Below are 23,488 nucleotides of genomic sequence, written 5' to 3'. Positions count from 1 at the left end.
TTAAGGCATAGCTGCTGCCATATTTTTCACAGGAACAGGCCATATACCTCCAGGCGCAGGGTAAGACACCCCTTTATTGGATCCCATCACCATATTGTCCTGACCAAAGTAATAAAGAGGCCATCCTTTATAGGTAAGCTGCTTTTTACCAAACACAGTAATAGATCCGAAAAGCGATTTATCCAAACCGGAAGGAACTACTATCTTATCCGTTTCATAAATAGGCCATACTCCATTATTTGAGAAATCAGCAGCTGTAAAGTTGTTTTTATTTTGTTTGTCATTCTTAAAGGTATATAATGTTACCCCTCTGGCATCAGTAAAATATAATGTTTTTCCTGTTCCTTCAGTATACGTTGATGTATAATTTTTGCCATCATGCCCTACAAGCTGAGCGTTGGTCAGCATAATGGTATAATCCGGCTTAGCGACAAACCATACTCCCCCAATATTTTCACCTCCTGTTTTTCCTGCATCTTCTTTTACATTGGTTCCGTTTACCAAAGGTGCATAATAATAGAGAGGTCTTCCTTTATAAGTAAGTTGTTTTTTTCCGGATCCGGTGGTGATGGATTTAAAATCAGACAGTTCAAGTCCTGACCCCAGTTTTTCGGAAGAAAGATTATCTACATTGAATATAGGCCATACAGGCTCACATCCTCCGGTACAGTTGTTGGTTGCTGTTGCATCATTAGCAAAAGAATAAAGAGTACGACCATCTTTATCGATAAGCACACTTCCAAGAGTTGCATCATTCCTTAGCTGAACTTCTTTGGGCCCAGCATCTGCCACTTCATCCTGATTATCTTTAGAACACGCTACGGAAGTGAAAAGCAATAATGCTGCAGCGAAACATCCTGCCACTAGTCTTGACCTGAATTTGATTTTTTTCATTTCTTAACAATTTTAATGAGTATTATTTTTTTAGTATTTATTTTTTGAAAGTCTTTTATATTAAGGCATAATTGATGGTTTCATACTGAGTATCGTATGTATTCTGTCAGCTCCTTCTGCATCCACTTTTTTCAGGTCTTTCCCTTCATACTTCTGATACAGTATTTCTGAATGTTCGGCAAAGGGCTTTTCACTTTTGATCACCTCAACAGACAGAAGATGATCCGGAATTTTTGCTCCATACCAATAAGGATCACCTTTCTGAGACCAGGTTATCAGGGTTAGGACTCTTTCTTTATTTTCGCCTTTTCCGGAGTTTCCTTTTAACTCATTAATGGCTGAAGGATTTCCGTAAAGAGTCATCATCGTCTGCTTTTTATGATTAATGGAAGAGGTTACGACCTTAAGATTCATCGCATTGAAATCAAACTTTTCGGGAAGGGAAGCGTTTTCGTTTACCGCTTCATATTCTTTTTTAGGGCTGCAGCTTACAATAAAAACGCACAGCATTAGGCAAGTAATAAGATTCTTCATAACTAGTGATTAAGAGGTGAGGTAAATACATAATCATTGTCGTTCATAGGAAGGTGGCATCTGATGCATTCATTGGTAAATTCTGCCGTTTTACCGTAAGGTTCCAGTTTAGGCGATAAAAATCTTGCCCAGCCCCACCCTTTTGTAGAGGCAAACTTCTTACTGTCTTTAATCATATATTCAATCTGCTTGAAGGCTCCTGTAGTGACATTCCCATCACTGTCGATGATCTGGTCCCACGCTACTTTTGCCAAAATGGCCCCGTCCGGCCATGGATTTGTCTTGTGCTCTTTGGCTGCTTTTATAGCGATATCATTACCGAAAATAATTCTCATGGTTCCGTTATCAAATCTTTCGGTAGAGCTGATCGGTTTCCAGTTTTTATAATCTGGAATATAGCTGATGCCGTTCAGGGCTTTGGGTAATGAAGCACTGGAAGGTTTAGCATTCATGGTATTCACCTGTTGATATTGCTTATTGTAAGCGGAAATTTTTGCAGTGTCCGGTTTTTGCTTAGGAGCTAGAGAAGTCACGTATTTTTTCAGCAGATTAATATCTTTTTCAGAGAGTTTAGCTTCAGGATGCAGCATTTCATAACTTTTCAGTGGCATCGCTCCCAAATGAATCTGATTGAAAGCTTCCCAAAGTTTTGCATTTTGGGCCGGAGTTGGCAATTGATCCCATTCTGAAAAATTGAGGCCTTCTTTTCCTTTTTTGATGTGATCTGCTACAAGCCAATAAGCGGGAGCAATCTGATCAAACCATTTCAGATTCGTCTGGTTAGAATGGCAGTCAAAACACGATCGTTCCAAAACTGCTCTAACATCACTTGGAACATGAATTTCACCGGTTACCGGTTCATGGGTAATGCTGGGTCTGTAGAACTGAATTCCTACAAAAGCAATGAGAACAAGTACCAGTATGTTTTTACCTTTGAGCTTTTTCAAAAAATCCTTCATATCTGTTTATTTTTATTCAAATTTCCTAACTTTTTGAATTAGTTGAGTAAATAATTTTAACCAATCGGACAAATTTTACTTTGAATATGACATTTGTAATTATGAATTTTTCCAACGTGGAAAATAAGATGGGAAATACAGAACTTAATGATAGATTATATAATCTCTATGAAAGCTTTATAATCAGCTCTCAATTCCATATTTTAAGTTATAGAATGATTTTAACAAAAAATTTTCGCCATAATGAACGAAATTAAACTAGATTAATTTCTATGAAGCCCAGCTGTCCTACATTTGCTAAAGAATTAAAACAACAAACAATAACAACATTAAAAATTTAAAACAATGAGCACACTACAATTAAAAGACGGAACTGAAATTTTTTATAAAGACCAAGGAGAAGGACCGGTACTAATGTTTCACCACGGATGGCCTTTATCATCAGATGATTGGGACGCACAGGTGATCTTTTTCCTACAGAGAGGATACAGAGTCATTTCGCATGACAGAAGAGGCCACGGACGCTCAAGCCAAAATATCTACAACCATACGATTGAGCAATATGCTTCTGATGCTGCGGAACTTGTAGATTTTCTTAATCTGAAAGATGTGGTGCATATAGGACATTCTACAGGTGGTGGCGAAGTTATCCGCTATGTACACAAATATGCGAAGGGCCGTGCAAAAAAAGCCGTATTAATAAGCGCAGTTCCACCAATAATGGTAAAAAGTGAAACTAATCCGGATGGAGTTCCAATAGAAGTTTTTGATAATATCAGAGAGCAGACACTCCATAACAGACAACAGTTTTATTTTGACCTTACATTTCCTTTCTATGGTTACAACAGAGAAGGTGCAAATGTAAAAGAAGGTATTCAGAGAAACTGGTGGAGACAGGGTATGATGGGTGGAATTGTTGCACATTATGATGGTATTAAAGCTTTTTCTGAAACCGATTTTACAGAAGACCTGAAAGCAGTTGATATACCTGTTCTTGTAATGCACGGTGATGATGATCAGATTGTTCCTATTGAAAATTCTGCTATCAAATCTGCGAAATTATTAAAGAACGGTAAACTGATTACCTATCCTGGCTTCCCTCATGGTATGCCAACAACAGAGCATGAAACAATCAATAAGGATCTTTTGGAGTTTATCCAGTCTTAACTGAACCTATATTCTATAAAAAGGTGGACTATTTCGGTTCACCTTTTTTAGTAAAATGGCTCAAAGGCAGGTTTTCAAAATTTCAATAGCCTTTGTCTGCTCTGTATAATTTAAACTGGCAAAACCCAGCCGCAGAGCATCACAGGGATTTCCGATACTGTCATATTTTGAACCGTCACTTATTTCAAGTCCTTTGGAACGTGCTTTTTCTGATAATTTTTTCAGATCTATATTCTCAAATTTCACCCATACAGACATTCCTCCATTAGGAACTGTAAATTGTACTTTCTCTCCCAATTCTTTTTTAAGAAGCTCACAAAAGTGATCCCTCCTTTCCCTGTAGGTTTTTACTGACTTTTTAATATGTCTTACCATGGTTCCATCGCGGTACAGCTCTGCGATAGCTACCTCCAGAAAACCGTCTCCTTGAAAATCGATCAGATGTCTGTAAGAAGCCGCGTGTTCCACAAAATCCTCATGAGCAGATAAAAATCCGATTCTAATTGAGGGAACTAAAGTTTTTGTTAAAGTCCCGATATAAATTACTTTCCCATTTGTATCGATACTTGCCATGGGCATTATAGGATTGCTGGCATAATGAAAATCGTAATCATAATCATCTTCGATAATCACAAAGTTATACTGATGCGAGAGTTCTAACAGCCGAATTCTCCTATCCAGCGAAAGTGTAACAGTCGTTGGAAAATGATGATGAGGGACGACATATATAAAACTAATCTTTTTTGTTTTGCAGATCTTTTCAATACGTTCCACGTCTATTCCTTGTTCATCTACAGGAACTTTATTGATGTTGAGTTCCAGTTGTTCAAATATTTTTCGGGCCAAATGAAAACCGGGTTCACTCATAATCATCTCATCGCCAGGCTTCGCGATTATTCTTGCTGTCAGATAAATTCCCATTGTTGCACCTCGGGTTACCAACACATTATTTTCTGTTACCGGTAAGCCTCTTGTATCATTCAAATGAGCAGCCAGCGATCTTCTCAAAACATCACTGCCTTTTGTGGAGCCATAATTAAGGTATTTGATATATCCCGGTCGCTTAAAGACCATCTTCATTGCTCGGGTGAGCTCTTCAATGGGTGCTAAACGTGGATCTGGAAAACCATCATCGATAACCAATTGCCCGGTTTTAATATCACCATCGTGATAAGACTCTACCAAATTATTGTTAAAAGAAAAAGTATTGGTTTCTGAAGAAATAGGGATTTCACCTGTTTCAGCGATCAGCTTGGGTTGCAATAATGGCAAATCATTATGTACAAAGCTGCCTTTTCTGGAATGTTGTATCATCCAGCCCTGAGCCTCAAGTTCGTTATAGGCTGCTACAACAGTCATTCTATTAACTGCCAAAAGATTTGCTAATTGGCGTGATCCCGGCATTTTTCTTCCTTCCCGCAACCTTCCAAGTTTTATCTGTTGAATAATGGCATCGGTAATCTGCAAATAAACAGGTGTATCTGATGATTTATCTATAATAACGAAATCTTGAAAATCTTTCATCTGGATTAGCAATTGTATTAAAACTGGATTACATTGATCATCCAACAAAGATATACATTTACAGAAAATTTTTAAATAATGGATTCAAAATTAGGATTAGCACCTTTTCTATTAAGATTAGGACTCGGTATTACATTTTTATCAGCTGTTGCCGGAAGGCTTGGTTTATGGAATGACGGCTCCGGATGGAATGATTTTCTGGAATATACAGCCTCTGTCAATTCTTTTGCAGATAAAGGAATGATTCCCTTTTTAGCCATCACGGCAACTGGTATTGAAATTGGTATCGGAATTCTGCTGATTATAGGATTCAAAATCAGATGGGTTGCTTTGGCTGCTTCTTTATTAACTTTATTGTTTGCGTTATCTATGGCCTATTCTTTTGGATTAAAGAGTCCTCTTGATTACAGCGTATTTGTAGATAGTACTGCTGCATTTTTACTGGCGGCTATTTCAAATCACCAATGGAGTCTGGATGAATTTCTCGCCAGAAATAAATCTTAAACTTTGTATTTCAACCCAATAAGCACAACACCCCCCAAGTCTCTTCTATTTAAAAAGATGAATACAATTTCAACAGAAAATTTTTCTCCCTATTGCAGTCCTGCCATTCTTCCGCAAGAGCCATTTAATATTTATAAAAAAGAAAACCCTGGGTCTACCGTTACATTTTTCAATGATTCTGAGCGTGATTTCTATAAGATGATACTCATTAGGAATGGTGAAGGTATTCTTTCCGTTTCCCATAAAGAAATTCCTATACAGGGTAATGTTCTCTTGTTCATTAGTCCAAAAGTGGAATGTGTGTGGCGTCCTTTATTGGAAACTCAAATAGTATATTACTGCTCATTCAATCGCGAGTTTATGGATCTTTCTTTAAAAAATCATCGATTAGCTCCCAGTCCTTTTCTTGAGATCGGGAATAATCAGGTTTTGGATGTCACAGAAGAACAAATATTTTATTTACAGGCCGTTTTCGAACATATGCATCGCGAAGTACAATCAGACTATGTGAAAAAATATGACGTATTGAGGAATTACATTGAAATTATACTTCATGAAACATTGAAAATCAATCCGCAGCCTCCAACTTTAAAATTGTCTAATTCGGCCGAAAGGATCTGTGCATCATTCCATAATTTACTGGAGCAGCAATACAAAATTGATATTCCCGATCATATAATAACACTGAGATGCCCTCAGGACTACGCTGACCGACTGATGATACACGTTAATCATCTTAATAAAACCCTGAAGAAGGCATTGGGGAAAAACACAACGGCTTTAATAGCAGACCGTACAGCAATAGAAGCCAAATCTCTTTTACTGTCAACCCATTGGGATATCAGTCAGATCGCTTACTGCCTGGGGTTTGAGCATCTTTCTAACTTTAACCGATTTTTCAAGAAATACTATCATATGCCACCATGCGAGCTGCGTTCAAGAAGCTTTCATCATGCTAAGTAATGTATTTCCTATAATTCAAAAGATTATTTATTACAATTAAGAAAAAGAATGTACCTTTGTAATTCATCAGATGATATGACGAAATTAATACAAAAAGAATCACTTGCTGAACGTCTTTCTAATCTTCTTAAACAAGAAATTACAGAAGGGAAATATAGCGTTGGGCAAAAGCTACCTACTGAACCGGAACTGGTAAATATATATGGCGTTGGGCGTTCAACTGTACGGGAGGCTGTCAGAATTCTTTCCAATATAGGGCTTCTCAATGTACAGCAAGGAAGAGGTACTTATGTTCAGAAGCAGTTTATTAATGATGAAAGCATGGAGCATCGTATGGCACGTGCTACGATTAAGGAACTCAATGAAGTAAGAGAAATTATTGAATTAAAGATCGCGGAAAAAGCTGCTTTAAATAGAACTCCAGATGATCTAGAAAATATTAGAAAAAGTCTTGAACAAAGACTACATTTCGCGCAATCTGGTGATCTTCCTAATTGTATTGAAGCAGATATACACTTTCATTTGGCAGTAGCAAAAGCATCACACAATGAAATGCTGTATGATATTTATAAAGCGGCATCGGAGCATTTGAAAAAATGGTTTCAGGATACCTATAAAGATACATCTTCCCTGGCCGAGTCTCATGAAAGGCATGTCAATCTTTTTAAATGTATTGAAGCAAAAGACCCTCTGAATGCCTGGAAAGCGACAGAATTAATAATAAGTTTGGTATAAACTTATTATTTATCAAAATTCATCTGATGATATGACGAATTATTAAAATAGTATGGAAATAACGAAAACAACAGGTGATTTGTCACCACAGAAAATTGCTCAGAAAACAGTGTATCCTATATTATTGATGATCTGTTTTTCACATCTGCTTAATGATCTTATGCAATCTGTTATCCCCTCTGTATATCCGCTTATTAAGGATAAGTACAATTTCAGTTTCTCTCAAATAGGGATCATTACTTTTACTTATCAGATCACAGCCTCTCTTTTACAACCTTTGATAGGATTCTATACAGACCGGAAGCCACAACCCTATTCACTTCCTTTGGCGATGATCTTTACGATGGGAGGAATTATTGCATTATCTTTTGCTGACAATTTTTATTTCTTTCTTGGGGCGGTAGCTTTAATCGGGCTCGGTTCCTCAATATTCCATCCTGAATCGTCACGAGTGGCTTATCTGGCATCAGGAGGAAGAAAAGGTTTAGCACAGTCTATATTCCAGCTTGGGGGCCATGCGGGAACAGCCATTGGGCCATTGTTAGCAGCATTGATTGTTATTCCTTTTGGGCAGTTTTCTCTCATTTACTTTTGTATTGCAGCCTGTATAGGAATGTTGATCTTAAGCCGTATCGGAAAATGGTATGAGGAGCATCTTCAATTCCGTAAGAAGTATTCCAGTGATAATAGCCAAGCACACGTTGAGGGAATTTCTAAAAACCGGGTGATGATCTCTATGGCAATTTTGTTGATACTGCTTTTTTCCAAATATATCTACATGGCATCTATGACGAGTTATTTTACCTTTTATCTGATTGATAAATTTAACATTAGCGTTGAGTATTCCCAGTATTATTTATTTGCCTTTCTCGCCTCAGTAGCAGTAGGAACTATGATAGGAGGTCCTGTGGGTGACTTTATAGGGAGAAAATATGTCATCTGGATTTCTATTTTGGGGGTTGCTCCCTTCACATGGTTGTTACCTCATATGAATTTGGAATGGACAGTAATTTTTGCAATACTGATTGGGCTTATTCTTTCTTCCGCATTTTCAGCGATTATGTTGTATGCAACAGATCTTGTCCCGGGTAAAATTGGTACTATTGCAGGCTTATTTTATGGTTTAATGTTCGGGATAGCCGGAATTGGTTCTGCTGCTTTGGGTTGGATTGCCGACAGAACCAGTATAGAATATGTATTTACCATTTGTTCCTATCTCCCTTTTATAGGCATTATCGCCATATTCTTACCTAACATCAGAAATCCACAGTCAGAATCCTCTAGAAAATAATAGTCCATAATTATTTTGAAACTCTAAAAAGGAATATCAAACTGACTATAATTTATTAATTAACACTAGAAATATCAATCTAAAACAAAAATTTATCTATTATGATTCCTATTCATGAAATCTTATTTTTTGCATTGGCTGCACTTGTATTGGTCATAAGTCCGGGACCGAATATGATATATCTAATATCCAGAACCTTAACGCAAGGCAGAAAGGCAGGCATGACATCTCTTACCGGTGTCATTTGTGGATTCTTGTTTCATATTATTATGGTATCCTTTGGACTGACCGCCGTATTATTTGCAGTGCCGTTTGCCTACATCGTCTTAAAAACTTTAGGAACTGTATACCTTTTATATCTGGCATTCCAGGCTATAAAACCGAATAGTAAGAATATTTTTGAAGTAGAAAAAAACAGTCAAGTGGATGGACGCAAAAAGTTATTTGCAGTCGGATTTTTTACGAATGTTCTTAATCCCAAAGTTGCCGTTTTCTATTTATCATTTTTTCCTCAGTTTATAAAACCTGAATATGGATCCATTTTTACCCAAAGTTTGGAACTTGGAGTGATTCAAGTCTGTGTAAGTCTAACGGTGAATTTTGTTATTGTATTATCAGCCGCTAAAGCAGCCGTTTTTTTTGCAGCGAACCCTACATGGATCAAAATTCAGAAATGGTTTATGGCTAGTGTTTTAACATTTCTTGCCATAAAAATGGCCATTTCAAGGGCAAAGTAAAAAAACCATCGGAATTTCCGATGGTTTTTCAGTAATAGCATCATTTATTCCTGATATTATTGTTATACATTAATAAGGAATTTGTCCTTTCCTTAGTTTAAGCACCACTCCCTGAATATGGGGCAATATCAGAAGAAGGATGATAACGCAAAGAACTCCGGTAAGCATCCAATCATAATAATCACGGGTTGCCCTTGCCAGTATCTGTTCTTTGACGAGATTGTTGATATATCCGGCAGAAGAACTCTTGGCGGTATACATATCGTTTCCTGTATTCATATAGGTAAGGTAGGCATCCTGTAATCTGAGAGAAAGCTGTGGATTGGTATCATTCATTGATTCACGTATCTTTTCTCTCACCGCCGCTTTTACATAAAGTTGAATTTCATTATTAAAAGCCATACTTGCTGTAAAGCCTGTAAATCTTGCAAAAATTCCAAGCAATGAGGCGTTCACTGCAATCTGTGGAGGGGCTGCTGAAGTGGTAAAAGATACAATAGGGACAAACAATATCCCTGTAGCAAAACCATAGATAAACAAAGCAGGAATAAAATCAATAGTTTCTCCCTGAACTGATACAAAAAGGAGCATATAAATATAGAATAAAGCCATCATCCCGAAGCCTGCAATGATTATTCTTATCAAATTGTACCCCATTAAAACAAAGCGGGAAATAACAAACATACCGGTAACAGTTCCAGTAATAACAGCGATCCATACGGGAATTGTGTTGAGCGGATCGTTTCCGAGAACAGCTTCCAGATATCCATAAGCAAGGCCTGTGCTTCCTTTAAAGATATAAAAAGTAAAAAGCAGCAACAATCCGATAACAAAATTCTTTGCTTTGAGAATCTGTAAATTAATGAGAGGACGTTTTAATTTCAGTTCTCTGTTTACAAAAACACACATTATCATAGTGTTGAAGATCATCAAACAAACAATCAAAGAACTGCCAAACCATCCCAATTGTCTTCCGTACACCAAAATATAGCCTAATACGAGAATAAAAGTGATATAAAACAGATAACCGATCCAGTCTACTTGATAAAGCGGCACTTTTTTATGAAACCTTGCTTTCCCATTCATGGTGGTAAGTACCGTCACAGTTAAAACAAGCAGTACCACAAGCAATCCGTAAAACAACCAATTAAAATCGAAGAAATACATCATGATGCTGTAATAAATCGAGTATAAAGGAACTGATATCTGTATTCCTCCGTACAAAATAGTATAGCCAATCACTCTTGCCCGTGTAGATTCCAAACGGGGAAATATCATATTCAAAACAATTCCTGACATCAACGCACAGACAATGCCCTGAATGAACTGTACGATCATAAAAATAGTCCAGTTTCTGGTATAGAAACATAACAGCGAACATCCTGCATTCACAGCAATAGCACCAAGAAGATATTTTCGCGGGGTAAAATACTTTACAATACGAAAGTCTAATGCCAAAAAAGCTACCGTAGAACCATAAATCACCACCATTCCATATTGAATATCCGTAGATTCCACCCCATAAAATCCCATGATTGTTACCGGGCTAGAGTAAAAAGCAAAGCTATAGAGACAAACCATCAGGATAAAAAATATAACGGTTCGGGCCCCCCATTCTGTTACCCATGTTTTAAAAACAGGAATTTTATGTGCTTGCATCATTAGTCATTTATAATATCAACATTGGCATTCATTCCTGCAGAGAGATGGATTAATTTCTTAGGACTGTCCGTCAGTTTTATCCGAACCGGAATTCGCTGTGTAATTTTCACAAAATTCCCTGTAGCATTATCAGGAGGTAAAATAGAAAATCTGGAGCCGGTAGTTGGAGATAAAGACTCTATGGTTCCTGTGAATTTTTCACCTGGAAAAGCATCTACTTCCACCACTACTTTCTGCCCCGGTTTACAATTGCTGATTTGGGTTTCTTTGAAGTTAGCAATCACCCATTTCTCTTCAGAATCGTTGACCATGAAAGCCAGAGTTTGACCAGGTTGTACCAATTGTCCTTCCTGAATGGTCTTCTTTCCGATCTGCCCATCAAAAGGAGCAGTAATTACCGTATATTTAATATCCAACTGCTGTCTTCCCAATAACGCTTCTTTAATTTTTATTTCAGCGTTGATTGCAGCACGCTGTGCCTTGATATCATTCAGTTTAGATACAGCCACCTGCAATGAGGCCTTCGTCTGCTGGTAATCAGACTGATTAACAGCGAGTGAAGCAGTCACATTATCAAACTTCTGCTGGGTTGTAGATTCATCAGACAGCAGGTTTTTATAACGTTGATATTCCCGCTGCTGCTGTTCAAGTTTTGCCTGTGCTCCTGAGAGTTGAGCCTTAATCACTTCTATGCTTTTCGTCTGAGTTTCTTCATTAGCCGCAAGAATAGGCAATTTTGCTTCGGAGCTCATCAGTTCTGCCAGTGCGGCATCTTTCTTTAAGCTGTATTCATCCCTCTCAATAAGAACAAGTGTGTCGCCTTTTCTGACATACTGATTATCTTTATAATAAATTTTACTGATATACCCTCCTACTTTTACGTTTAAAGGGGATAAATAGGCATCAATCTGCGCATCGTTGGTATGCTGATAATGGTACGCTTTCCAAAAGTAAATACCTCCCCATATCGTTAATGCTAATAATAAAACGATTCCCAACCATTGGGTTATAAGTACAATTATTTTATCGGTTCTATTTTTGTTCATATTTTTAAGTATATTAAAGAATTCCTGTAATTGCCAGTAATCTGATATGACTTAGTTTCAGATTGGCTTGCGCTGTAGTTAAATTAAATTTTGCTTCAAGAAGGACGCTTTCTGCATCCAGCAGATCGGTTAAAAGGGATTCCTGATTCATATAGCTGTTTCGGATTACCCGAACGGTTTCAGTACTTTTTACGATATTTTTCTCTGCCATTTCTACACTTTCAGAAGCCTGTTGTTCTTGTAGGTAGGCCTCATTAACCTGAATGGTAATTTCATCTTTTTTGATTCTCGCTTTCTCCTTTTGCTGTTCAGATATATTTTGTGCACGGGCGATAGATTTTCTGCTTTTATACAAATTATCTATAGAAAACTGCACTTTGATTCCCGTTTGTCCAAATCCCCACAAATCATTAGAATAAGGATAGAAAGAAATCTGAGGAAAGGTATAATTGTAGTTGGAATACAAAGACACTTTTGGCAACAAAGTAGACTGTATCTGCTTGGTATTCATATCACTCAGCGCAATCTGACTATCAGTAATCTTGAATTGCGGAGATTTCTTTAAGGCAATATCAATATAATCAACAGATTGCGGTTCTGTTATTGCTTCAGACCCTGAACTGTTTTCATCAGCAATATCAAAAGGTGCCGAATGATTACGACCCATCAAAATATTAATCCTTTGCTTGGCAATGTCTATTTTCTTTTCAATATCTGACAGACTTAGCTCTAGCTGTGAGAGTTTTACTGAGATTCTCAATACATCACTTTTCATCACTACCCCATTTTTAAACAGGTTTTCTATAAGGGAAAGCTGTTTTCTCTGTGTAGAAATTTCAACCGATATAAACTCCCGAAACTGTAAAAATTTATACAGATCATAGTAAGCAACTGCTGCACTGTATTTTATATTATTCTTTTCCAGTTCAAATTCATATTGCTTTACAATCTCTTCTTCCTTCTTTATTTTAATGTTTCTTTTTTCTCTTCCACCACTGTACAGATTAAAATTTACATTATACCCCACAGCGTATCCATAGCTTGAAACAGGAACGTCTTGAGGCGACGAAAACAAGCCATTATCATAAATAAGAAATTTTGAATTGAGTCTGACATCTCCCCCAACAGAAACTTCAGGTAAAATTCGGTTTCGGGCTTCATCAACGCTTAGCTGACTTTCTTTTCGGTATAAATCTGATAATTTCAACTGCCTGCTATTGAGCTCCGTAAGACTCCATATCTTTTCAAGGGTCAAAACTTTTACAGTGTCGGAATTCTGTGCTTTGAGCGGTTGAGAAATTAAAAGAATACCTATTATAACTGGCCAAAGGACCAATTTATACGGTTTCATATGATCTTTTATTTAGCTGTTTTTGATTGATTTTTCTTTGCTTAAAATGCTTTATAAGAGCTTTCAGTTCATCTACAATAAATGATAAATCTGTTACAGGATTAAATGCATTGATGTAGGCAGAATGCAATAAAAACTCAAATTGATTTTCCGCTTTTTCAGTAAATTTCTCTCGCGCATTGGCTCTTTCTATGATATATTTATTCAGCTTTTTCATCTTAATTTTGATATTTTTTTTCATAACTGATCTTATTAATAAAAACTTTGATACAAAATTATTGGAAGCCCACTCACGTCTTTTTATATAATTAGCCTAATTTTTGTTTATTTTAGCCATATGAGTTTTTTAGAAGAGCTTAACAGAATTGTAGACCAGTATCATGATTCAATCTTAGTCGTTCGGCAACAGACCGAACAACGCCTTCCTGCACATCAGCATAAAAAAGGACAGCTGCTTTTAGTATTGGGAGGAATTGCCTACCTGAAAACTGGTGAGAAAGAATATTATATCCCTTCCAACCATTATATATGGATTCCACAGAATTATCCGCACAATTTGATGTATAACGCCCAAGATCTACACATTATCAATATTTATTTCCCCGAAAGTATCAGGGATGATTTTTACAATGAGCTGGGCATCTATCCTGTAAGTAAACTCCTTTCTGAGATGCTTTCTTTCAGTGAAAAATGGCAGGGAGATTTTTTTCCGGGAGATTGGGAGTACGAATTTTTATATACTTTATGGAGTCTTCTTTCCAAAGAGAATCTGAGAAAATTTTCGATCCAGCTTCCTACGACAGACGATGTACGCCTTAATGATATCACATCCGATCTGCGGAAAAGAATCAGTGAACCTCTTACCCTGGAAGAAACCGCAAGTCAATTTGGCATCAGCGTAAGGAGCCTGACAAGGTTATTTCAAACAAAGCTGCATATATCATTTATCCAATATGTTAAAATGCTTCGTGTTATCCGGGCTATGGAACTTATCAAAAATACCAACTTAACGGTTACAGAGCTCGCGTATGAAGTGGGATACTCCAATATATCTGCATTTAGCAATACTTTTTTCCAGCTTACCAACATGCGGCCCACCGAATTTAAAGCAATGTTGTAAATTATAATACATTTTTTGCTCTTCAATCATAAAATTTTAAAATAATTACGTTTTATAGCGTCATGAAAATCAACAACATAAAAATAAATTTAATTTATAATACTACTTATAGACGCTGTGAATAGGAAATTAGTATTAATTGTTTTAAATTTGCACGTGATTCTCATAGTTAATTTGAGTTTTCATGGTTATTAGTTTTTTATCCCCGTTCATTCGGGGATTTTGTATTTCTACCCTATTCGGTTGGAGATAAACTTCTTAAAAAAATCAATTTTCCACTTTTCTTTGGCTCTTAGACTTATTTAATACAAAATATGATCATACTTGAAGGACTTTATTGAAAAGCTCAATACATTTGATATTCTAGCTCAATTTTCTTTTATATCGTTAACTTTGCAGCATCAATTTCACGTTTATGAAAGCTACTGTTGTTCCTGAAGAACTCATTGGTGCTCCTTATTATAGAAATTATCTTTCTATAGATTCCATCAATCTTGTTGAATCATGTTCTCATAATATTGCCGAACAGAAAGGTGGTATGTTTTTGAAAGACCATATGCTTCTTTTTGTACTGCAAGGCACCAACTGCATCACCCATGGAAAGCAGCAATATATCGTTAATAAGAACGAGATGGTTCTTTTGAAGAAAAACATCAGCATTACCTATGATAAAACAGGTTCTTCAGAAAAGGGAGAGATATATGACAGTATCATGTTTTTTCTGAAAGAAGAGTTTATTTCGGATTTTATTAAAATGGCGGGAATAAAAACCATGAAGACAGAGAGACTCGCCAATGTGAGTGTAAAGCCTGTACATGAACCTCTATCATCTTTTGTTGCTTCTATAAAGGCCCATTTCAATGCGCCTGAAAAGGTAGATAAGCGATTGGTAAAGATGAAAATAATGGAGCTTCTTTTTGATCTGGCGCAGGTAGATCATAATTTGCTGTTACAACTTATTCAGCTTAAAAAACAATTCACAACGGATATCACTTCTGTTGTAGAAGAAAACTTCATGAGCCCTTTGAAATTAGAGGATATGGCTTATTTATCCGGTAGAAGTCTGGCCAGTTTTAAAAGAGATTTCAATACCATATACAAAGTTTCTCCTGCTCAATATATAAAAGAAAAGAGGCTCAATAAAGCTAAGGAGCTGCTTGTTTCAACCGATTGGCCCATCACTGAAATATGTTATGCTACAGGTTTTGAAAACATTTCTCATTTCTCAAGAGCATTCAAAGTTTTTTCAGGAAAATCTCCTGTTGATTTTCGAAAAGAACAGATAAAATAAAGATACAGTTCTTGTACAACTGTATCCTTATCTCAAAGAAGTTATCTGAATGATTGAAATACTTTCCACATTTCTTTTGCGAAGATATCAGGTTCTTCAAACGCAGCGAAGTGGCCACCTTTATCAACATGATTCCAGTAAAATATATCAGACCATGCGGCCTCTGCCCATTTCTTTGGAGGCGCAAAGGTTTCTGCCGGAAATAATGTGGCAGCCATCGGTATTTTGATGATCCCTGTTTCAGCTGAAAAAAACTTATGATTACGAATCGTATTTCCTACACTTTCCCAGTATAAACGGGAAGCCGATGTTCCGGTTTTAGTAAACCAGTATAGCGAAATGTCATTAAGCATCTGATCGAGAGTTAGAGCATCCTCCGGTTTTCCTTTGTTGTCTGTCCATTCAGCGAATTTCTCATAGATAAAAGTAGCTAAAGCTAGCGGTGAATCGTCCAGCGCATATCCAATGGTTTGCGGTCTGGTATTCATGATATCTGCATATGCTGCCTTTTTATTAATATATCTTTCGATATTTTCTATAGCTTTCTGTTCTTCATGGGTTGGGTTTTCCGGATAGGTCTCAGGAACCACAAAAGGGAGATTAACATGGACTGCAAGCAATCCTTTAGGCTGCATATCGGCCAAAACATGCGTAACGGAAGAGCCAAAGTCACCTCCTTGCGCTACCCAATTCTGACACCCCAACTTCTCCTCCATAAGATGAGCATACGCTTTGGCAATACGAGGTATATTCCATCCTAAATCCCTAGGGTTTTCAGAAAATCCGAATCCCGGCATGGAGGGTACTATTACATGAAATGCCTCTTCTGCTTTTCCGCCAAACCTTGGAGGATCCGTCAAACGCTCAATGACGTCTATAAATTCTACAATTGACCCGGGCCAGCCATGGCACAACAGAATAGGCAAAGCATTTTTATGGGGAGATTTAGCATGGATAAAGTGAATATCAACATCATCAATCCTGGTTTTATATTGAGGAAAACGATTCAGTTGATTCTCAAATTTTCGCCAGTCATAATTTTCTTTCCAATACTTAACAAGCTTTTTCGTAGCTTCCAGAGGAACGCCCTGAGACCAGTCTCCAACCAGTTCTTTATCTGGCCAACGAATATTTCCCAGCCGTTTTCTCAGATCCGAAATATCACTTTCAGGTACATTTACTTTAAAAGGTATTACTCCCGGTATAGCTTGGGGAAATAGAAAACTTCTTCTGTCTTTCTGTAAAAAATCTCCCGACTTCTGTATGATATCTTCACTGGACTTCCCTAGTAAAGTAAGGGGAGCCGGCAATATGAGCCCAATAGCAGCCCAAGTGCTGTTTGTCAGAAATTCCCGTCTGCCTATATCTTTATTTTTCATATGTTTTAAAAGGTCAGTTTACATTGTTTCCCATCTTCTTATCAATGGTTTGTTATCTGAAATTTTTGAATACCTTCCCCATTTCCTCTGCGAAAATATCAGGTTCTTCAAATGCTGCGAAATGTCCTCCTTTCTCAACATGATTCCAATAAAATATATTAGACCATGCTGCTTCTGCCCATTTCTTTGGAGGCGTAAAAGTTTCGGAAGGGAATAATGTAGCAGCCATCGGCAGGTTGATGATACCGGTAGCAGCTCTTGATGCCGCAAAGAAAAGATGCGTTCGTATCGTACTTCCTATTCCTTCCCAATAGAGGCGTGCCGCAGAAGTTCCGGTACCGGTAAACCAGTATAGCGAAATATCATTGAGCATTTGTTCCATTGAAAGAGCATCTTCAGGATTTCCATTGTTATCAGTCCATTCCCAGAATTTTTCATAAATAAAAGTAGCAAGCGCCAATGGTGAATCGTCTAATGCATAGCCAATGGTTTGAGGACGCGTATTCATCATATCTGCATATCCTGATTTTTTATTTAGATAGGCTTCAATTCCATCTATTGCTTTTTGTTCTTCTGCAGTGGGATTTTCGGGATATTGGTCTGGAACCACAAAAAGTAAATTAACGTGGGCTGCAAGAAGACCTTCAGGCTGCATATCTGCCAAAGAATGGGTTACTGCCGATCCAAAGTCTCCTCCCTGTGCTACCCATTTTTTATATCCTAATTTTTTTGTCATAAGTTGAGCGTAAGCCTTTGCAATACGTCCGGGGTTCCAGCCCAGTTCTCTTGGCTTGTCTGAAAAGCTAAAACCAGGCATTGCAGGAATCACTACATGAAATGCATCTTCTGCTTTTCCTCCAAATTTAGTGGGATCTGTTAAGCGTTCAATTACATCCATAAATTCAATAATAGAACCTGGCCAACCGTGGCTCAATAATAACGGTAAGGCATTAGCATGAGGTGATTGGGCATGAATAAAATAAATCCCGACTCCATCGATCAGGGTTCTGTATTGTGGAAACTGATTGAGACGGGTTTCAAATTTTCTCCAGTCATACTCGTTTTCCCAAGAGTTTACCAGTTTTTTAGCACCTTCCAGCGGAACTCCCTGAGACCAATCATCTACAAGTTCCTGATCTGGCCATCGTATTTGTTGCAGACGCTGTTTCAGATCAATAATAGCTTCTTCCGGAATATGTACGGTAAATGGTGTGATTTCTTCGGTTGCTTCCGGCAACACAAAATATGATTGATTTTGTTGTGACATTTTTTTATTTTCTAGTATGATATTTTAAATTTCGCAGAATTTTGTTGAAAACTCTTTACTCCTATATGTTGAAGGATTTCAAATGGTAAGATTATTCTGCAACCCGAACCATTTTACGGTTGACGAATTCACCAATACCCAGTTCTGAAAGTTCTCTTCCAAAACCAGAATTTTTAATGCCTCCAAATGGCAGATAAGGAGCATCTGCAAAACAGGAATTGATATACACCATCCCGGACTCAATTTTTGTTGCGACCTGTTTAGCATGTACTGTATCTTCATCAAATATGTAAGCTCCCAACCCGTAATCTATATCATTGGCAAGATTGATCGCTTCCTCTTCCGTATCTACGATATAGAATGAAAGTACCGGACCGAATGCTTCCTGTTTGTAGAGTGGATTGTCTTTAGCTATGTCAGTGAAAATTGTGGGTTCCAGATAAAATCCTGGCCGGTTTACCCTCTTGCCTCCCATCACCAGACTTCCGCCGGCAAGTTCAGCGTCTTCTATTTGTTTCAATAACCCATTCAGAGCTCTTTCGCTGGCTAACGGACCAAGAGCGGTTGATTCCTCATTGGGATCACCTACTTTAATTTTGGCAAAACGCTCCTTCAGAAGTTCGAGCATTTTTTGACCACGTTCCTGCCCTACAACAATTACCCGTTTTATATTAACACAGCCTTGCCCTGAGTTATAAGTTCTTCCCATCACTATTTGCTCTGCGGCATAGTCCAGAGAAGCTCCTTTTAGAACAAGTGCCGGATCGCTGCCACCTAATTCCAGGATCACTTTTTTAAGATTTCTTCCTGCGCGTTCGCCTACAGAGATTCCTGCACGTTCGCTTCCTGTAAGAGCTACTCCTCTCACTCGGAAATCGTCAATAAGCTGACCAATTTGTTCTATACTGCAAAATAAATTGGTGTATACTCCATCGGGGATTCGTGCTTCTGCGAACAATTCAGCGAAGGCCAATGCGCACTGAGGAACGTTTTCAGCATGTTTTATCAAGACTACATTTCCTGCAATAATTTGCGGTATTGCAACTCTAGCCAACTGATAGTAAGGGAAATTCCAAGGTTCGATTGCGAGAATTACGCCCAATGGCTCGGAAAGAATAAAGGCATCTTTTTCTTCTTCAATCTTCTTGGGAGCTAGCATTTTTTCTGCATTGGCTATATAATAATCAAAGATTCCGATAACCAGATCAACTTCAAGATCGCTGAAACGAGAAATTTTTCCCATTTCCAATGTGGCAAGTTTTGCAAAATAGTCTCTTTTGCTTTTTAGAATTTCGCCTGCTTTTTTTACCATAGAGATTCTCTCGGAAATCGGACGCCATTTCCAATCTTGTTGAAAACGGATATGTGCAGTGTGAAGCAGTTCAGACACTTCGGTATCTGTCTGGTTGGGGAATTCTTTTATAAATTCACCCGTTGCGGGATTAATTGTATGAAATTTCATTGTTAAATTTTGAATGTTTGGATATATAAATTGTTTATCTGAAAGAAAATCTAGCCTTGTGCTGCCACCGCTACATCATTCCATTCTTCCCAGATTCTGATCTTCTCAGCATATTCTTTTTTGGTCTTTTGAAAGCCTATTTTTCCAAGAAACAGACGAAGAGGTGGTTCTGAGGAGTCTATTAACTGCAGAATGGCAGGAATTGTTGCTTCAGGATCTCCGTAATCATGTGGTGCTACTCCAGGAATCTCATGAAGTTTGGATTTCACATGGTCATATGCTGGAATATTTTTACCAACTACCGCTGACTGTCCTCCAAATTCTGTGTTATACCCGTTAGGTTCTACTAAAGTCAGGTTAATTCCCAGTTCTTTAACTTCCCCTGCTAATGCTTCACTGAATCCTTCAACGGCATACTTTGTTGCATTGTAGATTCCTAATGTTGGAATACTATAAATCCCTAATACACTGGATAATTGTATGATATGACCATAACCCTGTTCTCTAAGGATAGGCAGTGCTGCCTGGGTTACCCATAATGTCCCGAAAACATTGGCTTCAAATACATCTTTAACTGCTTCTTCTGAGATTTCTTCTATTGCACCAAAAACACCATACCCTGCATTGTTGATAAAAACATCGATATGACCAAAATGATTTTTTGCATCCTGCACTGCCTGGAAGACGGCATTTCTATCAATAATATCAAGAGTAACAGCCAAGAGCTGATCTTTATATTGTTGTACTAAATCACCTAAGTTTTTAGCATCTCTGGAGGTGGCTATTACATTGTCTCCTCTTTTAAGAAACGCTTCTGTCCATAGTTTTCCAAAGCCTTTGGAAACACCGGTTATAAATATTGTTTTACTCATTTTTTATCAATTTTAAGCAATACAAATGTATAGAGTGTTTAGAAGTTAGCTTTTTTGAATTGGCTCATATATTTTGATATAACGGCTCATTTTACACATAAAAGCATACGGCTTCCATGATGCCATAGAAACCGTATGTTTTCAATATTTAAATCCTGAGAAAAATTTAAAGTACGAAAATAAAAAAATCAACAAACTGAAAATTAAATCATTACAAAACATCCATTCATCATATGTATTCTATAATGATGGGTACTTTCAGTTAGCTTCTTATTTTTTTAATTAATCGAATGATATTTTCCCAACCAAAAAGCACGACCAAGATGATGACTCCCACCCACCAATAGGATGTTTTATTGGTTTCTCCGGTATTGGCAAGCTTAAACATCCGGTCCCATCTGATTTTCAAGGGAGCCTGATATGTAGAGCTATCATTTTTGAAAAGTCCCTGAATGCTTAACCACGTTAATATGGGTTTTCCTATAATATTTTCTTCAGGAACAAATCCAAAAAACCTTCCATCTAAAGAAGCGTCTCTATTGTCTCCGATCATCATGTAATAATCTTGCTGAATCGTGTAGCGCGTAGTTTCCTTTCCATTAATGAAGATTTTTCCATTTTTACGTTCTAAACTATTATGCTCATACTCTTTAATAATCCATTCGTACATTGGTAATGATTCCTGATTCAGCGTCACGATATCATTTTTTTTAGGGATTCTTACCGGACCGTACCAATGAGGATTCCATTTCTTGTTGATGGGAAAGATAGATTGTGAAGTATCTATACTTTTGGTGTACGCAGAATGATCAGCATTTAATTGATAGGCAACAGCCGCAGAATCCTTTGGCCATGAATTCTGTAATATGCTTTGTATATTATCATCTTTTCTGAGATCAGAGGCGACCTTTTCTGTTAAACCCTGAAATGTATAGGTAAAACCGCTGTTGGTCTGAACCTCATTCAGAGGCAAGTAGCCATATGCTTTATACAGTGAGGAAATATTCATTGGAGCTGAGGTTCTGACGGTAAATGAATGCTGCAAAAATTGATCTCCAATAGTATGTTCGGATTTACCGTTAATGAAAAACTTACCGTTTCTAATTTCAAATATATCTCCTGCTACGGCCACATTCCTTTTAACATAAGGATCCATCCGGTCAATAGCTTTATGTACCGAATCTCTCGGATAGTTGATCACTGCCAGCTCATTCCTTTTGGGTTTCTGAAACTGAAAAATTCTTTCATACGGGAGCTTTACCGATTCTATATAGGATTTGGGATCGTCTTTTGGATTTCCTTTCTTTCCTGTATCCATAATGGTTCCCTGTAGAAATGGTATTGAGAGAGGACGCATGGGTAATCGGTATCCGTAGCTCCATTTGTTAACAAACAAAAAATCCCCCACCAGCATTGTATTTTCCATAGATCCTGTGGGAATTCCGAAAGGCTGAGCCACAAAAACGTGAATAACCGTAGCAAAAACAACTGCAAATGTAAGAGAACCTGCAAAAGAATCTTTTTTTGTGCTGTTTTCACTGAAAATATCTTCATCTGAAGGTGATTCCTGAAGTATTTTGTTTTTCGAATAGTTAACAATTCCTATATAAATAAAAGGAAGCAAAACAGTGAGAATCTGATCTTTTAATCCCTCTTTCCCAAACTTTTTCATAAGATAAAGATGGAAAACAGATAACATAATTGGTCCTACTACAGGTAAGTAAGCCAGAATGACCCACCACTTTGGATGTTGGGTTTCCTTTTGGATGATATAATAATTGTAAAAAGGAATGCAGCTAATCAGCGGATGGTATCCCATGATTTTATACAATCTCCAGCTAGAAACTCCCATTAACAGGGATAGAATGAGCACATACCCGGTGTAAATTAAAAAATAGTTCATATAACGGCAGAGTTAATATTACATTTGATTCGATCTCATCTGATGAAAGATCTATTGTTTTTTCACAAAAAAAAGAGAAACTATTATCCCGCAATCTGCTTGATATAATATTGCAGCAAATTGTTGGGTAATAAATTTCTCTTCGAAGCATAAAATAGAAATAATGATTAGTTATGATTGTTGAATAATACCTTAGTCATATTGAGTTTTTGTTGTTAAAGCATACTTCCCGCCTCCCGTGATGATGAGCAGCACCGCTCCTGAAAAGTATAGGAAAATCAGTTCTATCTGCCATCCTCCATTGGTTGGATTGGTGGACAAGAAATCTGATGTATGCATCAATATAAAGGCATTAAGCAAAGTTGCTGCTAAAACTGCCGATGCTATACGTGTTTTAATACCCAAAATAATCATGATAGGAGCTACTATTTCCCCTATATAAGAGCCATAAGCAATAAAACCGGGAAGTCCTTTTGATGCTAATATTTCTATGATCCAATTCACGCCGTTTGAGAGTTTGTAAAAGCCGTGAAATAACATCAAAACGCCTATAGATACACGCTGGATGAGTATAGCTAAACTGTGTTTGTTTATACTATGTAAAGAAGTAATTGTATTCATTTTATCAACGAAGTTTTATATATTTTTATTGAAGACATATAGTATGACAGATGCATAAAAACAGTGATGAGCAGAGTCTGGCCGCATTGTAGAAATTTTGGTTTTCTTCAATTCCACATTCTAATCATTTTTACTGTTTTTGTTGAGGACAAAGTTAAAGTGACGTATCCCTACTGAAGTTATCCCTATCAAACCAAGATTTGGCC

22 protein-coding genes are annotated in these 23,488 nt (G+C 37.3%); 8 read left to right on the top strand and 14 right to left on the bottom strand.

Translation table 11 applies throughout. From position 1 onward, the window contains the following. From ACL9RH_RS04915 to ACL9RH_RS04905, 3 genes are read right to left on the bottom strand one after another with little or no spacing between them, the layout of a single operon-like run. Entirely contained in the window at window positions 1-894 is an 894-nt protein-coding gene (locus ACL9RH_RS04915; protein ID WP_422692227.1) for a hypothetical protein, read from the bottom strand. Window positions 895-954: 60 nt separating this feature from the next. Beyond that, a complete protein-coding gene (locus ACL9RH_RS04910) occupies window positions 955-1,428 on the bottom strand; it encodes a hypothetical protein (RefSeq protein ID WP_422692226.1) in 474 nt (157 codons plus the stop codon). 2 nt (window positions 1,429-1,430) lie between these two features. Next, complete coding sequence (locus tag ACL9RH_RS04905) at window positions 1,431-2,387, bottom strand: heme-binding domain-containing protein (protein WP_422692225.1); 957 nt, start codon at window positions 2,385-2,387, stop codon at window positions 1,431-1,433. 345 nt (window positions 2,388-2,732) lie between these two features. Here ACL9RH_RS04905 and ACL9RH_RS04900 point away from each other — a divergent pair, with 345 nt between their 5' ends. After that, entirely contained in the window at window positions 2,733-3,554 is an 822-nt protein-coding gene (locus ACL9RH_RS04900) for an alpha/beta fold hydrolase (protein ID WP_422692224.1), read from the top strand. 60 nt (window positions 3,555-3,614) lie between these two features. On the opposite strand, the gene ACL9RH_RS04895 is transcribed toward ACL9RH_RS04900, so the two are convergent. Then, window positions 3,615-5,078 carry a PLP-dependent aminotransferase family protein gene (locus ACL9RH_RS04895; RefSeq protein WP_422692223.1) on the bottom strand — a complete coding sequence of 488 codons (1,464 nt, stop codon included), beginning with the start codon at window positions 5,076-5,078 and terminating at the stop codon, window positions 3,615-3,617. A 78-nt stretch (window positions 5,079-5,156) separates the two neighbouring features. On the opposite strand from ACL9RH_RS04895, the gene ACL9RH_RS04890 reads away from it, so the two are divergent. The 5 genes from ACL9RH_RS04890 (at window position 5,157) to ACL9RH_RS04870 (ending at window position 9,308) form a co-directional block, all read left to right on the top strand. After that, the gene (locus ACL9RH_RS04890) at window positions 5,157-5,582 is read left to right on the top strand and encodes a DoxX family membrane protein (protein WP_422692222.1); all 426 of its coding nucleotides are present in this window, start codon (window positions 5,157-5,159) and stop codon (window positions 5,580-5,582) included. A gap of 57 nt (window positions 5,583-5,639) precedes the next feature. After that, window positions 5,640-6,545, top strand: coding sequence for a helix-turn-helix domain-containing protein (locus tag ACL9RH_RS04885; RefSeq protein WP_422692221.1), 906 nt, complete (start codon window positions 5,640-5,642; stop codon window positions 6,543-6,545). A gap of 75 nt (window positions 6,546-6,620) precedes the next feature. Further along, entirely contained in the window at window positions 6,621-7,280 is a 660-nt protein-coding gene (locus ACL9RH_RS04880) for a FadR/GntR family transcriptional regulator (protein ID WP_422692220.1), read from the top strand. A 52-nt stretch (window positions 7,281-7,332) separates the two neighbouring features. Beyond that, the gene (locus ACL9RH_RS04875; RefSeq protein ID WP_422692219.1) at window positions 7,333-8,571 is read left to right on the top strand and encodes an MFS transporter; all 1,239 of its coding nucleotides are present in this window, start codon (window positions 7,333-7,335) and stop codon (window positions 8,569-8,571) included. Between the two features lie 101 nt (window positions 8,572-8,672). Next, entirely contained in the window at window positions 8,673-9,308 is a 636-nt protein-coding gene (locus ACL9RH_RS04870) for a LysE family translocator (RefSeq protein WP_422692218.1), read from the top strand. Between the two features lie 69 nt (window positions 9,309-9,377). Here ACL9RH_RS04870 and ACL9RH_RS04865 read toward each other — a convergent pair whose 3' ends face one another. Genes ACL9RH_RS04865 through ACL9RH_RS04850 form a run of 4 tightly spaced genes read right to left on the bottom strand, consistent with a single transcriptional unit; the run spans window position 9,378 to window position 13,608 of the window. Next, complete coding sequence (locus ACL9RH_RS04865) at window positions 9,378-10,967, bottom strand: MFS transporter (protein WP_422692217.1); 1,590 nt, start codon at window positions 10,965-10,967, stop codon at window positions 9,378-9,380. A 2-nt stretch (window positions 10,968-10,969) separates the two neighbouring features. Beyond that, complete coding sequence (locus tag ACL9RH_RS04860) at window positions 10,970-12,016, bottom strand: HlyD family secretion protein (RefSeq protein WP_422692216.1); 1,047 nt, start codon at window positions 12,014-12,016, stop codon at window positions 10,970-10,972. A gap of 13 nt (window positions 12,017-12,029) precedes the next feature. Continuing rightward, entirely contained in the window at window positions 12,030-13,367 is a 1,338-nt protein-coding gene (locus ACL9RH_RS04855; RefSeq protein WP_422692215.1) for a TolC family protein, read from the bottom strand. Further along, window positions 13,354-13,608, bottom strand: a complete 255-nt coding sequence (locus ACL9RH_RS04850) for a hypothetical protein (RefSeq protein ID WP_422692214.1) — start codon at window positions 13,606-13,608, stop codon at window positions 13,354-13,356. Before ACL9RH_RS04850 ends, ACL9RH_RS04855 begins: the two co-directional genes overlap by 14 nt. 96 nt (window positions 13,609-13,704) lie before the next feature. Between ACL9RH_RS04850 and ACL9RH_RS04845 the strand changes: the two genes are divergently transcribed. Both ACL9RH_RS04845 and ACL9RH_RS04840 read left to right on the top strand, forming a co-directional pair. Next, entirely contained in the window at window positions 13,705-14,487 is a 783-nt protein-coding gene (locus tag ACL9RH_RS04845; RefSeq protein ID WP_422692213.1) for an AraC family transcriptional regulator, read from the top strand. Window positions 14,488-14,902: 415 nt separating this feature from the next. Continuing rightward, window positions 14,903-15,778, top strand: coding sequence for a helix-turn-helix domain-containing protein (locus tag ACL9RH_RS04840; RefSeq protein WP_422692212.1), 876 nt, complete (start codon window positions 14,903-14,905; stop codon window positions 15,776-15,778). Between the two features lie 41 nt (window positions 15,779-15,819). On the opposite strand, the gene ACL9RH_RS04835 is transcribed toward ACL9RH_RS04840, so the two are convergent. The 6 genes from ACL9RH_RS04835 to ACL9RH_RS04810 all read right to left on the bottom strand — a co-directional run bounded on the left by ACL9RH_RS04835 (window position 15,820) and on the right by ACL9RH_RS04810 (window position 23,282). Next, window positions 15,820-17,157, bottom strand: a complete 1,338-nt coding sequence (locus tag ACL9RH_RS04835) for an epoxide hydrolase family protein (RefSeq protein WP_422692211.1) — start codon at window positions 17,155-17,157, stop codon at window positions 15,820-15,822. 52 nt (window positions 17,158-17,209) lie between these two features. Further along, on the bottom strand, window positions 17,210-18,424 hold the full coding sequence (locus ACL9RH_RS04830; RefSeq protein ID WP_422692210.1) for an epoxide hydrolase family protein: 1,215 nt from the start codon (window positions 18,422-18,424) through the stop codon (window positions 17,210-17,212). A 91-nt stretch (window positions 18,425-18,515) separates the two neighbouring features. After that, entirely contained in the window at window positions 18,516-19,886 is a 1,371-nt protein-coding gene (locus tag ACL9RH_RS04825; RefSeq protein ID WP_422692209.1) for an aldehyde dehydrogenase family protein, read from the bottom strand. Window positions 19,887-19,936: 50 nt separating this feature from the next. Continuing rightward, window positions 19,937-20,758: an SDR family NAD(P)-dependent oxidoreductase gene (locus tag ACL9RH_RS04820; RefSeq protein ID WP_422692208.1), complete on the bottom strand. Its 822-nt coding sequence runs from the start codon at window positions 20,756-20,758 to the stop codon at window positions 19,937-19,939. Between the two features lie 262 nt (window positions 20,759-21,020). After that, window positions 21,021-22,661 carry a signal peptidase I gene (gene lepB, locus ACL9RH_RS04815; protein ID WP_422692207.1) on the bottom strand — a complete coding sequence of 547 codons (1,641 nt, stop codon included), beginning with the start codon at window positions 22,659-22,661 and terminating at the stop codon, window positions 21,021-21,023. Window positions 22,662-22,853: 192 nt separating this feature from the next. Beyond that, window positions 22,854-23,282, bottom strand: coding sequence for a DoxX family protein (locus ACL9RH_RS04810; protein ID WP_422692206.1), 429 nt, complete (start codon window positions 23,280-23,282; stop codon window positions 22,854-22,856). Window positions 23,283-23,488 lie beyond the last annotated feature (206 nt).

It is taken from the genome of Chryseobacterium sp. Mn2064 (genome assembly GCF_049319685.1).
GTDB lineage: Bacteria > Bacteroidota > Bacteroidia > Flavobacteriales > Weeksellaceae > Chryseobacterium.
The sequence above is the reverse complement of the archived record's forward strand: the minus strand, read 5'-3'. Positions and strand labels throughout refer to the sequence as shown.

Excerpts from the sequence above, each read along its gene's own strand:
- ACL9RH_RS04830 (WP_422692210.1), bottom strand. The coding sequence starts at position 18,424 with ATGTCACAACAAAATCAATCATATTTTGTGTTGCCGGAAGCAACCGAA.
- ACL9RH_RS04900 (WP_422692224.1), top strand. The coding sequence starts at position 2,733 with ATGAGCACACTACAATTAAAAGACGGAACTGAAATTTTTTATAAAGAC.
- ACL9RH_RS04875 (WP_422692219.1), top strand. The coding sequence starts at position 7,333 with ATGGAAATAACGAAAACAACAGGTGATTTGTCACCACAGAAAATTGCT.
- ACL9RH_RS04910 (WP_422692226.1), bottom strand. The coding sequence starts at position 1,428 with ATGAAGAATCTTATTACTTGCCTAATGCTGTGCGTTTTTATTGTAAGC.
- ACL9RH_RS04865 (WP_422692217.1), bottom strand. The coding sequence starts at position 10,967 with ATGCAAGCACATAAAATTCCTGTTTTTAAAACATGGGTAACAGAATGG.
- lepB (WP_422692207.1), bottom strand. The coding sequence starts at position 22,661 with ATGAACTATTTTTTAATTTACACCGGGTATGTGCTCATTCTATCCCTG.
- ACL9RH_RS04850 (WP_422692214.1), bottom strand. The coding sequence starts at position 13,608 with ATGAAAAAAAATATCAAAATTAAGATGAAAAAGCTGAATAAATATATC.
- ACL9RH_RS04905 (WP_422692225.1), bottom strand. The coding sequence starts at position 2,387 with ATGAAGGATTTTTTGAAAAAGCTCAAAGGTAAAAACATACTGGTACTT.
- ACL9RH_RS04845 (WP_422692213.1), top strand. The coding sequence starts at position 13,705 with ATGAGTTTTTTAGAAGAGCTTAACAGAATTGTAGACCAGTATCATGAT.
- ACL9RH_RS04895 (WP_422692223.1), bottom strand. The coding sequence starts at position 5,078 with ATGAAAGATTTTCAAGATTTCGTTATTATAGATAAATCATCAGATACA.
- ACL9RH_RS04810 (WP_422692206.1), bottom strand. The coding sequence starts at position 23,282 with ATGAATACAATTACTTCTTTACATAGTATAAACAAACACAGTTTAGCT.
- ACL9RH_RS04860 (WP_422692216.1), bottom strand. The coding sequence starts at position 12,016 with ATGAACAAAAATAGAACCGATAAAATAATTGTACTTATAACCCAATGG.
- ACL9RH_RS04855 (WP_422692215.1), bottom strand. The coding sequence starts at position 13,367 with ATGAAACCGTATAAATTGGTCCTTTGGCCAGTTATAATAGGTATTCTT.
- ACL9RH_RS04870 (WP_422692218.1), top strand. The coding sequence starts at position 8,673 with ATGATTCCTATTCATGAAATCTTATTTTTTGCATTGGCTGCACTTGTA.
- ACL9RH_RS04880 (WP_422692220.1), top strand. The coding sequence starts at position 6,621 with ATGACGAAATTAATACAAAAAGAATCACTTGCTGAACGTCTTTCTAAT.
- ACL9RH_RS04915 (WP_422692227.1), bottom strand. The coding sequence starts at position 894 with ATGAAAAAAATCAAATTCAGGTCAAGACTAGTGGCAGGATGTTTCGCT.
- ACL9RH_RS04825 (WP_422692209.1), bottom strand. The coding sequence starts at position 19,886 with ATGAAATTTCATACAATTAATCCCGCAACGGGTGAATTTATAAAAGAA.
- ACL9RH_RS04835 (WP_422692211.1), bottom strand. The coding sequence starts at position 17,157 with ATGAAAAATAAAGATATAGGCAGACGGGAATTTCTGACAAACAGCACT.
- ACL9RH_RS04885 (WP_422692221.1), top strand. The coding sequence starts at position 5,640 with ATGAATACAATTTCAACAGAAAATTTTTCTCCCTATTGCAGTCCTGCC.
- ACL9RH_RS04840 (WP_422692212.1), top strand. The coding sequence starts at position 14,903 with ATGAAAGCTACTGTTGTTCCTGAAGAACTCATTGGTGCTCCTTATTAT.
- ACL9RH_RS04820 (WP_422692208.1), bottom strand. The coding sequence starts at position 20,758 with ATGAGTAAAACAATATTTATAACCGGTGTTTCCAAAGGCTTTGGAAAA.
- ACL9RH_RS04890 (WP_422692222.1), top strand. The coding sequence starts at position 5,157 with ATGGATTCAAAATTAGGATTAGCACCTTTTCTATTAAGATTAGGACTC.